The sequence below is a fragment of the Promicromonospora soli genome, from assembly GCF_014653785.1.
GTDB lineage: Bacteria > Actinomycetota > Actinomycetes > Actinomycetales > Cellulomonadaceae > Promicromonospora > Promicromonospora soli.
The window spans coordinates 1,043,292-1,056,470 of the sequence record NZ_BNAS01000001.1; the positions used below are offsets into that span (position 1 = coordinate 1,043,292).

Annotated in this window: 10 protein-coding genes; 1 reads left to right on the forward strand and 9 read right to left on the reverse strand. The window is 72.6% G+C overall.

Annotated features, from left to right (window positions below; translation table 11 throughout):
• Positions 1–19: 19 nt before the first annotated feature.
• The 5 genes from hutI to hutH form a co-directional block, all read right to left on the reverse strand.
• Positions 20–1,222, reverse strand: a complete 1,203-nt coding sequence (hutI, locus tag IE250_RS04730) for an imidazolonepropionase (RefSeq protein WP_189668063.1) — start codon at positions 1,220–1,222, stop codon at positions 20–22.
• A complete protein-coding gene (locus tag IE250_RS04735; protein ID WP_189668064.1) occupies positions 1,219–2,703 on the reverse strand; it encodes a formimidoylglutamate deiminase in 1,485 nt (494 codons plus the stop codon). Before IE250_RS04735 ends, hutI begins: the two co-directional genes overlap by 4 nt.
• Positions 2,700–4,031: an allantoate amidohydrolase gene (locus IE250_RS04740; RefSeq protein ID WP_444544350.1), complete on the reverse strand. Its 1,332-nt coding sequence runs from the start codon at positions 4,029–4,031 to the stop codon at positions 2,700–2,702. Before IE250_RS04740 ends, IE250_RS04735 begins: the two co-directional genes overlap by 4 nt.
• Before the next feature lie 65 nt (positions 4,032–4,096).
• The gene (gene hutU, locus IE250_RS04745; protein WP_189668065.1) at positions 4,097–5,773 is read right to left on the reverse strand and encodes a urocanate hydratase; all 1,677 of its coding nucleotides are present in this window, start codon (positions 5,771–5,773) and stop codon (positions 4,097–4,099) included.
• Between the two features lie 46 nt (positions 5,774–5,819).
• On the reverse strand, positions 5,820–7,469 hold the full coding sequence (gene hutH / locus IE250_RS04750) for a histidine ammonia-lyase (RefSeq protein WP_229872126.1): 1,650 nt from the start codon (positions 7,467–7,469) through the stop codon (positions 5,820–5,822).
• Between the two features lie 89 nt (positions 7,470–7,558).
• Between hutH and IE250_RS04755 the strand changes: the two genes are divergently transcribed.
• Positions 7,559–8,326, forward strand: coding sequence for an IclR family transcriptional regulator (locus tag IE250_RS04755; protein WP_189668066.1), 768 nt, complete (start codon positions 7,559–7,561; stop codon positions 8,324–8,326).
• A gap of 3 nt (positions 8,327–8,329) precedes the next feature.
• Here IE250_RS04755 and IE250_RS04760 read toward each other — a convergent pair whose 3' ends face one another.
• From IE250_RS04760 to IE250_RS04775, 4 genes are read right to left on the reverse strand one after another with little or no spacing between them, the layout of a single operon-like run.
• Positions 8,330–9,967 carry a hypothetical protein gene (locus IE250_RS04760; protein ID WP_189668067.1) on the reverse strand — a complete coding sequence of 546 codons (1,638 nt, stop codon included), beginning with the start codon at positions 9,965–9,967 and terminating at the stop codon, positions 8,330–8,332.
• Between the two features lie 6 nt (positions 9,968–9,973).
• Complete coding sequence (locus IE250_RS04765; protein WP_229872127.1) at positions 9,974–10,813, reverse strand: carbohydrate ABC transporter permease; 840 nt, start codon at positions 10,811–10,813, stop codon at positions 9,974–9,976.
• Entirely contained in the window at positions 10,810–11,754 is a 945-nt protein-coding gene (locus tag IE250_RS04770; protein ID WP_189668068.1) for a carbohydrate ABC transporter permease, read from the reverse strand. Before IE250_RS04770 ends, IE250_RS04765 begins: the two co-directional genes overlap by 4 nt.
• A 5-nt stretch (positions 11,755–11,759) precedes the next feature.
• Positions 11,760–13,058 (reverse strand): ABC transporter substrate-binding protein, encoded by a 1,299-nt coding sequence (locus tag IE250_RS04775; protein ID WP_189668069.1) that lies wholly within the window; start codon positions 13,056–13,058, stop codon positions 11,760–11,762.
• Positions 13,059–13,179: the final 121 nt, after the last annotated feature.

Here is a 13,179-nt window from a genome sequence, read left to right on the forward strand (position 1 = left end):
GTCGGGCAGGGCGGTCGGCTCAGACCCGCGCGCCGTCCTTCCACACCTGCGCCACCAGCGGCACGCCCGGGCGGTAGGCCAGGTAGGTGTGGCTGGGGGCGTCGAGCACGGTGAGGTCGGCACGGGCGCCGACCCGCAGGTGGCCGACGTCGTCCCGCCGGAGCGCTGCGGCCCCGCCCGCCGTCGCCGACCAGAGGGCCTCGGCCGGACTCATCCGCATCTCGCGTACCGCGAGCGCCACCACGAACGGCATGGACGAGCTGTAGCCCGAGCCGGGGTTGCAGTCCGTGGCCAGCGCGACCGGCACGCCCGCGGCCAGCAGACGTCGCGCGTCGGGGTAGGGCGACCGGGTGGAGAACTCGACGGCGGGAAGCAGCGTCGCGACGGTGCCGAGCCCGGCGCCGGCCCACGACCCGGCCAGCGCGTCCACGTCGGCGTCGGACAGGTGGGTGCAGTGGTCCACGCTCGCCGCCCCGACCTCGACCGCGAGCCGCACGCCGGGGCCCGCCGAGAGCTGGTTGCCGTGCACCCGCACGCCGAGCCCGGCCCGGGCACCGGCCGCGAGCACGGTCCGGGCCTCGTCCTCGTCGAAGGCGGTGGGTGCCGCGGGCTCGCAGAAGACGTCGATCCAGCGGGCGTGCGGCGCGCAGGCGGCGAGCATCGGCCCGGTCACGAGGTCGACGTAACCGGCGCGGTCGCCGGCGTACTCCGCCGGGACCGTGTGGGCGCCGAGGAACGTCGTCTCCGGCGTCAGCTCCCGCGCGATCCGCAGCGTGCGGGCCTCGGTGGCGACGTCCTGCCCGTAGCCGCTCTTGATCTCGACGGTGGTGGTGCCCTGCGCGAGCATCTCGCGCACCAGGGCCTGGCCGCGCGCCCGCAGGGCCTCGTCGGACGCCGCGCGCGTGGCGGTGACCGTGTTCGCGATGCCGCCCCCGGTGTACGGCTCACCGGTCATGCGGGCGGCGAACTCTGCGGCGCGGTCGCCCGCGAACACGGTGTGCGAGTGCGAGTCCACGAATCCCGGCAGCGCGCACCGCCCCCCGAGGTCGACCGCGGTGTCGGCCGCGGGCGCCGACGACGCCGGCCCTGTCCAGGCGATCCGGCCGGCCTCGACGACGATCGCGGCGTCCGGCACGACGCCGAGCCCGCCCGACCCTGACCCGGCGCCGTGCTCCGGGTCGTTCGTGACGAGCTCCCCGATGTTCGTCAGCAGCACGCTCATGCTTCGCTCCCTGAACGGTTATGTGGTTGTGGGCGCGATCGTTGCGACTTCATGCCCGTTTTAGGCGCAACGGTCGCGCCCACAACCAAGGGCTTGCTCCCGGGGGTGGCAGCAGACCAGAGCTCGTCGATCGCCTCCGTGAGCATCCGCGCAACGTTCCCGGCCCGGTGCTCACCGCCCCGCACCACTACCTCGCCGCCCGCTACGACGTCGGACACGTCCGCCGCGCCGGCTACCAGGACTGCCTGCCCCACATCGATCCCGGCCGTCCGCGCCGTGTCCGTCCGCACCGCCACCAGGTCCGCGGGCGCGCCTACCGCGATCCGGCCGGCGTCGGGCCGGCCGAGCGCGGTGTGCCCGGCCGACGTCGCGATCTGGACCAGAGTCGCGGGATCGAAGGCGCCGCGGCGTCCGGTGGCGAGCCGCTCGTGCTCCTCGATGCCGCGCGCCTCCGCGAGCACGTCGGCGCTCACGTGCTGGTCCGTACCGACCGACAGCGGACTGCCCGCCCGCAGCAGCCGGAGCCCGGGGGCGATGCCGTCGGCGAGGTCGCGCTCCGTCGTCGGGCAGAGGCAGACGCCCGTGCCCGAGCCGCCGAGCAGCGCGACGTCGTCGTCGGTCAGGTGCACCGCGTGGACCGCGGTGGTGCCGGGGCCGAGGGCTCCGGCATCGTGCAGGAGCCGCGTCGGGGTGACGCCGAAGGCCGCGAGCGCCGCCTCGTTCTCCCCCGGCTGCTCGGACAGGTGGACGTGCAGCGGCGCGCCGGCCTGCCGCGCCCAGCCGGCGACGTCGCGCAGCTCGCCCGGCGCGAGGGCCCGCACCGAGTGGGCGGCGGCGCCGACGAGCACGCGGTCGTCGTCGGCCCAGGCGGCGCGGAGTGCGTCCACGCGACGCGCCCACGCCTCGACCGTGCCGTCCCCGAAGCGGGCCTGCTCCGGCGCGAGCGGCAGGTGCCCGGCGGTGTCTTCGGCGAGGCCGCCGTGCAGGTAGCAGGTGTCGAGCAGCGTGAGGTGCACCCCGGCGTCGCGCGCGGCGGAGCGCAGGGCCTCGGCCATCGCGTTCGGGCCGCCCTCGGACGCCGGGTAGGGCGTGCCGTCGGCGCGGTGGTGCACGTAGTGGAACTCGCCGACGGCAGTGGTCCCGCCGAGCGCCATCTCCGCGAAGACCGCGCGCGCCAGCCGCTCGTACCGCTCCGGGGTCAGGGCCGCGGCCAGTGCGTACATCCCTGTCCGCCAGGTCCAGAACGACCCGCCGCCCGCATGTGTCCGGCCGCGCAGCGCGCGGTGGAACGCGTGCGAGTGGGCGTTGGCGAGCCCGGGCAGCACCACGCCGCCCAGCACCACGTCGCCGCCCGACGCCGGAGCGCCCGGCTCGACGCCGACGATCCGCCCGTCGGCGGTCTCGATCCGTACCGACTCCACGACGCCGCCCGGCGCCCCGCCTTCACCGGGCAGCCAAGCCCGCTGACACCAGAAGCTCATCGGCCCTCCCCGCCGGTGAGCAGGTCCGCCAGGACAGCCGTGAGGGCGCGGACGCCGGCGTCGCAGTCGGCCTCCTCCGCGAGCTCTGCCGGCGAGTGGGAGATCCCCGTCGGGTTGCGCACGAACAGCATCGCGGTGGGCACTCCGGCCGCGGTGAAGATGCCGGCGTCGTGCCCCGCGCCCGTCCCGATCACCGGTGCGGGCAGGTCGGAGCCCGGCCGCCCGACGATGTCGGCGAGCCGCGCCGCGAGTGCCGGGTCGAACACGGTGGCGGGCGTCCAGGACTCCTCGACAGCCCCCCACCGGCCAAGCCCTCCGCCGCCCCCGGGCAGGCCGGAGCTCGTCGAACGTAGGCCCGGTCGCCCCACGGAGCCCGTTCCCGCGTCTACCCCTACGCTCGAAGAGTCGCCGATCACTGCCCGGACCGCGGCCTCGGTCTCCGCGCGGGCGTCGATCCAGGCCCGCACGCGGGACGGGATGGCGTTGACGCCGTTGGGCTCGACCTGGACCTTGGCGAGCGTCGCGAGCGCCCCGGCGTGCTCGGCGGCCGCGCGGACGTCGGTGATGAGCTGCGCGAGGTCGAGCATCGGGTCGTGACGGTGAGCCAGCGGAGTCGTTCCCGCGTGGTTGGCCTCGCCCACGAGGTCGACGCGCCAGCGGCCGTGCGGCCAGATCGCGGCGCCGACCGCGACCGGCGCCGCCTCGTCCGACGGCAGGTCGGCGAGGTAGCGGCCCTGCTCCACGTGCAGCTCGACAAACACCCCGACGCGCGCGAGGGCCTCGGGGTCGCGGCCGTAGTGCTCGAGCCGCACGCCCCCGGCGCCGTCGCTGGTCGAGCCTGTCGAGATCCCGCGACCGACCCGCGCGAGCACGTCCGCGAGGCTGTCCCCGGCGCCGTCGCGCAGCGCGAGCAGCCGGTCGGCGCCCACGGTGCCGGTGACCGCCCGCGAGCCGAGGCAGGCAAGCCCGAACCGGGCGCCCTCCTCGTCGGAGAAGTTCACGATCCCGAGCGGCCGTTCCGGGCGCACACCCGCGGCCCGCAGCGCGTCGAGCGCCGCGAACGCGCTGGCCACCCCGAGCGGACCGTCGAACGCGCCGCCGCCGGGCACCGAGTCGAGATGGCTGCCGGTCACGACGCCCGGCCCGTCGGCGTCCGGGTCGCCCCACCAGGCCCACTGGTTCCCGGCGCGGTCGGTCACCACGGAGAGCCCGCGCGCGGCCGCCTCCGCGACGAACCACTCGCGCAGGCTCAGGTCGTGGGCGGTCCAGGCGAACCGCTCGTACCCGCCGGACGGTGCGCGTCCGACGTCGGCGATCGCCCCGAGCAGCCGCCCCACCGGCGTCGTGCCCGCCGGTGCCGCGCCCACCGCCACGGACGCGGCCCCGGAACCGCTCACGGCGTCTCCCGCATCGGCACGCGCAGCCCGCCGCGCTCGGCGGCCGCCACGGCGTCGTCGTACCCGGCGTCGACGTGCCGCAGCACGCCCGTCGCGGGGTCGTTGGCGAGCACCCGCGCGAGCTTCTCGGCGGCCAGCGGCGTGCCGTCCGCCACCGAGACCTGGCCGGAGTGCAGGGACCGCCCCATGCCGACGCCGCCGCCGTGGTGGATCGAGACCCACGTCGCGCCAGAGGCGGTGTTCATCAGGGCGTTCAGGAGCGGCCAGTCGGCGATCGCGTCCGAACCGTCCGCCATCGACTCCGTCTCCCGGTACGGGGAGGCCACCGAGCCGGAGTCCAGGTGGTCGCGCCCGATGGCGAGCGGTGCGGAGATCTCGCCCGACGCGACGAGCTCGTTGAACCGCAGCCCCGCCACGTCGCGCTCGCCGTGGCCGAGCCAGCAGATGCGGGCCGGCAGCCCCTGGAAGGCGACCCGGTCCTGGGCCGCGCGGATCCAGCGCCCCAGGTGGTCGTTGTCGGGGAAGAGGTCGAGCACTGCCTTGTCCGTCACGGCGATGTCGCGCGGGTCGCCGGACAGCGCCGCCCAGCGGAACGGGCCCTTGCCCTCCGCGAACAAGGGCCGGATGTACGCGGGCACAAAGCCCGGGAAGTCGAACGCGCGGTCGTACCCGCCCAGGCGGGCCTCGTCGCGGATCGAGTTGCCGTAGTCGAACACCTCGGCGCCCGCGTCCAGAAAGCCGACCATGCCCTCGACGTGCCGGGCCATCGACTCCCGCGCCCGGTCGGTGAACCCCGCCGGGTCCTTCTCGGCCTCGGCGGCCCAGTCCTCCAGGGCGACGCCGGACGGCAGGTACGACAGCGGGTCGTGCGCCGAGGTCTGGTCCGTGACGATGTCGATCTCGACACCCCGGCGCAGCAGCTCCGGCACGACGTCGGCCGAGTTGCCGGCCACGCCCACCGACAGCGCGCGCCGCTCCTTCTTCGCCGCCAGCGCCAGCTCGACGCCGGCGTCCAGGGACTCCGCGACCACATCGAGATAGCGGGTCTCGACGCGACGGTGCAGGCGGGCCGGGTCGACGTCGACCACGAGGCAGACGCCGCCGTTGAGCGTGACGGCCAGCGGCTGGGCGCCGCCCATGCCGCCGCAGCCGCCGGTCAGGGTGATGGTGCCCGCCAGCGTGCCATCGAACCTCTTCGCCGCCACCGCCGCCAGCGTCTCGTACGTGCCCTGCAGGATCCCCTGCGACCCGATGTAGATCCACGACCCGGCCGTCATCTGCCCGTACATGGTCAGGCCGAGCTGCTCCAGCCGGCGGAACTCCGGCCAGGTGGCCCAGTCGCCGACGAGGTTCGAGTTGGCGATCAGCACGCGCGGCGCCCACTCGTGCGTCCGCAGCACGCCCACCGGGCGGCCCGACTGCACCATCAGCGTCTCGTCGTCGCGCAGGTCCGTCAGCGAGCGCACGATCGCGTGGTAGCTCGGCCAGTCGCGCGCGGCGCGGCCGGTACCGCCGTAGACGACCAGGTCGTCGGGCCGCTCCGCTACCTCGGGGTCGAGGTTGTTCATGAGCATGCGCAGCGGGGCCTCGGTCTGCCAGCTGCGGGCGGTCAGGGTGGTGCCGCGCGCGGCGCGGACGGCGACGGGGGTACCCCGGTCGTACTGCTGGTTCATGGTTTGCCTCTCCAGTTCGGTCAGGGGTGGCGGTTCAGCCAGGGGTTCAGTCGAGGTGTCCGACGGCGGCAGCGGCAGCCGCCTCGATCCGCCCGCCCGCCACGAGCTGCACGACGTGCTCGATCTCCGGGGCGAGGTAGCGGTCGGGTCCGGGTCCGGGCACGACGGCGCGGACGGCGTCGTGCACCGCGCCCGTGCCCGCTGCGGGAGCCTGCTCCCGCAGGTCGAGCGCACGCGTGGCGGTGAGCACCTCGATCGCGAGCACGCGCGTGAGCCCGTCCACGGAGCGGCGGAGCTTGCGCGCCCCGGCCCAGCCCATGGACACGTGATCCTCCTGCATGGCGGAGCTCGGGATCGAGTCCACGCTGGCCGGCGCGGCCAGGCGCTTCATCTCCGAGACGATCCCGGCGGCCGTGTACTGGGCGATCATGTGGCCGGAGTCCACGCCCGGGTCGGCCGCGAGGAACGCGGGCAGGCCCTCGGAACGGGAGACGTCGAGGAACCGGTCGGTGCGCCGCTCGCTCATGCTCGCCAGGTCGGCGGCGGCGATGGCCAGGAAGTCCAGCACGTAGCCGACGGGCGCCCCGTGGAAGTTTCCGTTGGACTCCACGCGCCCGTCGCTCGTGACCACGGGGTTGTCGATGGCGGAGGCCAGCTCCCGGCCCGCGACCGTCGCCGCGTGCTCCAGGGTGTCGCGCGCGGCGCCGTGCACCTGGGGCGCACAGCGCAGGGAGTAGGCGTCCTGGACGCGGGTGCACGCGGGGTTTCCGGCGTCGTCCAGCTCGCGGTGGCTCGCCATGAGAGGCGAGCCCGCCAGGATCCTGCGCATGTTCGACGCCGACGCGGCCTGGCCCGGGTGTGGGCGCATGCCGATGAGGTCCTCGGCGAACGGCGCGTCCGAACCGAGCAGGGCCTCGACGCTGAGCGACGCGGCGACGTCGGCCGTGGTGAGGAGTCGCCGCAGGTCGTGGATGGCGAGGCAGAGCATGCCGAGCATGCCGTCGGTGCCGTTGATGAGGGCGAGGCCCTCCTTCTCGGCGAGGACGAGCGGTTCGATCCCGGCGTCGGCGAGAGCCCGGGCGGCGTCGACCCCGCTGGTCGAGCCTGTCGAGACCCGCTCGCTGGTCGAGGCCGTGGGCACCACCTGCACCCGCCCCTCCCCCATCGCGGCGAGCGCGACGTGCGCGAGCGGCGCAAGATCTCCGGAGCACCCGAGCGACCCGTACTCGTGCACGACCGGCGTGATGCCGGCGTTGAGCATCGCCGCGTAGGTCTGCGCGGTCACGGGGCGGGCGCCGGTATGGCCGGTGACCAGCGTGGCGAGGCGCAGGAGCTGGAGCGCGCGCACCACCTCGGTCTCGACCTCGGGGCCGGATCCGGCGGCGTGCGAGCGCACGAGGCTGACCTGGAGCTGGGCCCGCATCTCGGCGGGGATGTGGCGGCGGGCGAGGGCTCCGAACCCGGTGGAGACGCCGTAGTGCGGCACGGTGTCGTTCGCGAGGTCGTCGATGACGGCGCGGCTCTGCGCCATCCGGGTCAGGGCCTTCGCCTGGATCTCGACCGAGGCGCCGTACCGGGCGACCGCGACCACCTGGTCGACGGTCAGCGGCGTGCCGTCGAGGACGACGTGCTGGGGCAGGTCAGCGTCGGCCGCGCGGGTGGGCGGCGTCGTTCCCGCTTCGTGCAGGGTGCTCATGGGCTCATAGAACCTCGCCGGAGGCCCCGTGGCGCGCGATGGAGCGACGATAGAGTCTGGGATACGAGACAGTTCACCGGGAGGAAACAGTGGCCGGCAGCAGCGCCGTTCCCGCCGCCCGCACGACCGCCCGTCTGCTCACTTTTCTGGCAGCGCAGCCGGGGCCCGTGCCGGCCGGCGCCATCGCGCACGGCATCGGGGTGCCGCGATCCACCGTCTATCACCTGCTGTCGGTGCTGCGCGACGAGGGGTTCGTGCGGCACTTCCCCGACGAACGCCGCTACGGCCTGGGCCTGTCCGCCCTCGGCCTGGGCAGCGCGTACACGCGGCAGGCGCCGCTCACGCGCCTGGCCGCTCCGGTTGTCGCCCGCCTGGTGGAGACGGCCGGGGAGAACGGGCACCTCGCGGTGCTCAACGGCCGGGAGGTCCTGTACCTGGTCGAGCAGCGCGCGGCGGGGCGCCCGCCCCTGGTGACCGACGTCGACGTCCACCTCCCGAGCCATCTCACCGCCAGCGGGCGGGCGGTGCTCGCGCTGCTGCCGCCGGCGCAGGTGCGCGCCCTGTACCCGACGCCGGGTTCGTTCACCGACCTGACCGAGGCGGGGCCGCGCACGCTGCGCGAGCTGCGGACGGTCCTGCGGGAGGCGCGGGCGAGGGGCTTCGCCGTGGAGGACGGCGAGGTGACCGCCGGGTTCGCGTCCGTGGCCGCTGCGGTGGTGGACCACACGGGTAGGCCGGTTGCGGGGCTAGCGGTGACGTTCCGCTCGGATTCGTACGACGACGCCGGGCGGGTCTGGCTGGCGGACCAGGCAACCCGGGCGGCGCGGGAGGTCAGCCGGAGGCTGGGGGCGCGCTGAGGGTCAGGCGGGGCGGAGGGTGAGCGTCCAGGTGCCGGGGCTCGTGCCGGTGAGGTAGAGGCGGGGGCCGCCCAGGGCGTCGGTGCCACCGAGGAAGGTGTAGGCCTCACCGGGCTCATAGGTGCCGACCACCTCGGGCTCGGGATCGACCGAGGTCTCGATGACGATGGCGTCGTCGCCGCTGCGCAGCTCAGCAGCATGGCCGGCCATCCGGTAGCCGTCGGTGGAGACCTGCTCGACGCCGGCCAGCACACCGTCCCCCAGCGCGAGCTCCAGCGACCACCGCGTGGCCGCTCCGCTGGTCGTGACCTGCAGCTCGACGCCGGCCGAGCCCCCGTGCACGACGACGTCGGTCACCAGCTCGACGTCGTCACGGGCCCGTTCGTCGAACGCCATCGAGGCACTGAAGCGTCCATCGGAGACGAGCCGGTAGCGCCCGTCCGCACGGCGCCGTCCCTCCGCCATCGGCTGGTAGTAGCCGGCGGTGACGCGCTCGTGAAGACGGGCGACGCCGTCGTCGGCGACCTGCAGAGCCTCGGCACGGAACGGGCCGAGCCCGAAGAACACGCGGGACAGCCGCAGCGAGCGCACCACGGCGGCGCCGGAGCGGAACCTCAGGAACGTCGGGTCACCCGCCAGTCCCGAACCGACCCGACCGGCGTGCGGTACATCGGAACCGCCGTAGACGACCCAGCGCTCCGGTCCGCGCTCGGCCACCAGCAGCCCGACGTCGGCGAAGTGACGGACCCGTTCCGAGGCCGACGGCATCGGCGGGGCCGGGAGCGGAGCATCGAGCTGCGGTTCGGTCAGCACCTCGAGCAGCGCGATCGCCGCCACCGCTCCGTCGCGCGGCTCCGACCGCGCGGCGCCGGCCGTGCAGGTGGCGCAGCCACCCAGGGCGAAGCGCCGCAGCTGGGTGTGGAAGACCTCCAGCGGGATCTGCCCGCCCTGGTCCTGGCGGCGCGAGAAGACCGTCTCGACGACGCCGTCGGCGTCGGTCAGGGCGAGCTGGCTGTGCAGGTTGTCGTGCACGATCTCAAGAAGGTCAGGCCGCTGCAGGCCCTCCGCCAGCACGTGCAGCGACGGGTTGCTCACGAAGGCCGCATAGTTGGCGCTGCGTTCGGAGTAGAGACCGTCGCGATCGGCGTCGACCCCCTCCGCGAGCCACTGCTGCGCACGCGCGATCGCCCGCTCGTCGAAGGCGCGCAGGCGAACCAGCGCGGCGCCCACCTCCCACCGGTGGTTGGGCGTGTGCACACCACCGGTGACCAGCGCGGGGACGGCTCGCTGTGCAATGCCCCGCAGCTGCTGCTCCAGCGGAGCGAGCGCCGGGTCGGCGGCACGCTCCAGCGCCGTCAGCGTGATGCCGACGTCGTTGAGGGTGAAGGCACTGTCCGGCGGTGACTGCAGGTTCCCGTCGGAGGAGAACAGCCCGCCGGGCTCCTGCAGCGAGGCGAGCCGCTCGGCCAAGGTGAGCGCGGTGTCGACCCGGCGGGACGCGACCGCCCCTGGCCGCAGGATCCTCAGCGCGACGGCGGTCGCGACCATCCTCATGAGCTCACGGTGGCCGAGCGTGAGCGGATCGAGCTCGCGATCCCACCAGGGCTCGACAAGATCGGCCATCCGGCCTGCGAAGGTCACGGGAGATCAGTCCTTCAGACCGGAGTTCATGTCGGCGCTCATGATCTGGCGCTGGAACACGATGAACAGGATCACCATCGGGATCAAGGAGATCACCGACGCCGACAGCAGCACGGACCAGTCGATGTTGTCCGCACCCACGATCGACCTGAGCGCGATCTGCAGCGTGTACTTGTTGGGGTCGTTGAGCACGATCAGCGGCCAGATGTAGTCGTTCCAGCGCCACTGGAAGGAGAAGATCCCCAGCACGATCGCGATCGGCCGGGCGATCGGGAGCATGATCTCGAAGAACGCCCGGATCTCGCCGACGCCGTCGATGCGCGCCGCCTCCAACAGCTCGTCCGGCACGGTGCGGAAGTACTGCCGGAACATGAAGACGCCGGTCGCGGTGAGGATCGACGGCACGATGATGCCGGCCAGGGTGTTGTAGAGGCCCAGGTCGCGGATCACCGCGAACGTCGAGGGCATGATGACCTCGGTCGGCAGCATCGTCGTGACGAGGATGCAGACGAAGAACACCTGTAGCCACCACGCCTTGTACTTGGCGAAGGCGTACCCGGTCATCGCGGAGACCAGCACGGTCAGCGTCGTCGTGATGAGCGCGACGATGCCGGTGTTGGCGAAGTAGCGCCAGAAGTCGAACCGGGTCCAGGCCGTGACGTAGCCCGAGGTCGTCCAGTTCTCCGGGAACAGCGTCAGCGGCAGGCTGAACAGCTCGCTGCCCGGCTTGAACGAGCTGAGCAGGAACCACAGCATCGGGAACGCGAACAGGGCCGCGATCACGACGAGCAGCAGGGTCAGCCAGGGGTTGACGCCCCGGAAGGCCGGGCGTGGCGTTGTGGTCACGACAGATCCTCCCTCCGGTCGAAGCGCATCTGGACGACGGCGATCACGATGAGGATCACCATGAGCACCATCGACACGGCGCTGGCGTAGCCGATCTGGGCCCGTTCGAAGCCGGTCTGGTAGATGTACTGGACGATCAGCATGTTCTCGGTGCCGGGCCCTCCGCCGTTGAGCGCCTGCACCATGGCGAACTCCTTCATCGCGCCGAGGGTGCCGAGCAGGATCACCATGAAGGACGTCGGGCGCAGCAGCGGCAGGGTGATCCTGAAGAAGCGTTGCGCGGCGGAGGCTCCGTCGATCTGAGCGGCCTCCAGGTAGGACTTGGGGATGTTCCGCAGGGCCGCGATGAACAGCAGCATCGTGAACGCGGTTCCCGACCAGGTGCTGGCCAGGATGACGACGGCGAGCGCGAGGTCGCCGTTGGTCTCCCACTGCTGCCGCGGCAGGTTGAGCACCGTGATCACGTAGTTGACCAGCCCGAAGTTCTCGCCGAAGATCCAGCGCCAGATGACACCGGTGACGATCGGCGAGATGAGCCAGGGCAGGAAGAAGAGGACCCGGGCGGCCGTACGGAACCTGGTGGCGGCCGAGACCAGCAACAACGAGATGCCGAGCGCCACCACGTAGTGCGCCGGGACCGCGAACACCGTGTAGAGCACCGTGCGGCCGATCGAGGAGTAGAACTGCTCGTCGCCGAACAGCTTCTCGTAGTTCGTCAGCCCCGTGAACGTCGGGTCCCCGACACCGGTGTAGTCGGTGAACGAGTAGTACAGCCCGAGCAACCCCGGGCCGAGGAAGAACACGACGAACAGCACGACGGCTACCGAGATGAACAGTACCGGCGCGGCGGTCTGACCTGGCCGCCGCAGCCGGCGTCGTCGCTGTGTTGTTGGTGCAGGCGCCGGTGCGGGCGCCGCAGCGACAGGCGTTTCCTGGGCCATCGGTCTCAGCTCGCTGAGCCGAACGCCTCGGTCATCTGCTCACCGATGGTGGTGATGCACTCGTCGACGCCGATCTCGTCGTTGAGGTAGCGGACCACCTGGTCGCGCAGCGGGTCGCCCTCGGTGGTCAGGCCCGCGACCTCGAAGCCGAGCTCCATCTGCTTGATCGTGGTGACGATCGGGTCGGAGGCCGCGATCTCGGCGTTGTAGAGGTCGAACGCCTCGGCGTTGTCCGCGTACTCGACCGTGATGCCGTTGACCGCGGGCAGGAAGCCCGAGGTGGTGGCGAGCTCGGTGTAGTTCTCCTTGGTGTACAGCCAGTTGACGAAGTCGAGAGCGGCCTGCTCCTGGCCCGTTCCGTCGAACACGACGATGGAGGCCGCGTTGCCGAAGTTCACGGCCTGCACCGGCTGGCGCGGCGTCGGCACCGAAGCCCACTCGAAGTCGGCGATGTTGACGGCGAAGTCTGCGATCTGCCACGAGCCGGAGTAGTAGGCCACGACGTCGCCGGACTTGAAGAGCGCGTTGCCGTCGGCCTCGCTCAGCCAGACCGAGCGCGGCATGAAGCTGTCGTCGTTGATCTCGTAGAAGTACTCGAGCGCGGTCTTGGTCGCGTCGTTGGTGGTGTAGGTGCCGCTGCCGTCCGGCTGCCACAGCGTCGAGCCGAACTCGTACAGGAACGACTTGAGCCGGTGCGAGCTGGCGTCCATCGCCATGCCGTAGGAGGCGCCGGTGGCTTCCTGCACCTCCTTGACTGCGGACACGAAGTCGTCCCAGGACCACACGTCGCCGTCGAGGTTGGCCGGGAACTCCACGCCCGCCTCGTCGAACAGCGACTTGTTGATGAACAGGCCGACGCCGGTGACGTCGGTCGGGAGCGAGAAGACCCGCCCGTCCTCGTCCTGCGTGGACAGGTCCGCCATGACGCCGGCTGCCGTCATGATCTCGGCGAGGTCCTTCGTCGCGTTCTTCCAGACCGGGTCGACGGAGCCGACGCGCGCGAGCGCGGGCAGGTCGTCGGCCTGGGCGGCATTCGTCAGCCGCGTCCCGAGGTCGTCGTTGGCGATGTCGACGATCTCGACCTTGAAGCCGGTCTCCTTCTCGTACTTCGCGGCCATCGCCGCGAAGCCGCCACCCTGGTTGGCGTCGCCGGAGAGGAAGAACTGCAGGGTGCCGACTTCGGAGGGGTCGGCGGAACCGCCGGAGCCGCCGGAGTCGCTACCGCAGGCGGCGGTGAGACCGATCACCGCAGCGCCGGAGAGCCCGCCGATGAGAATCTGACGGCGGGTGAAAGTTGAGCTCATGGGGGGTGCCTCTTCCTTGAGACGTGGCCGAACCCGGTCGGCACGCGCAAAGCCCGGAATGCGATTACCGCGGGAACGTTAACATCGGGCCGGATCACCGGTCAATACTTTGTCCGGACAT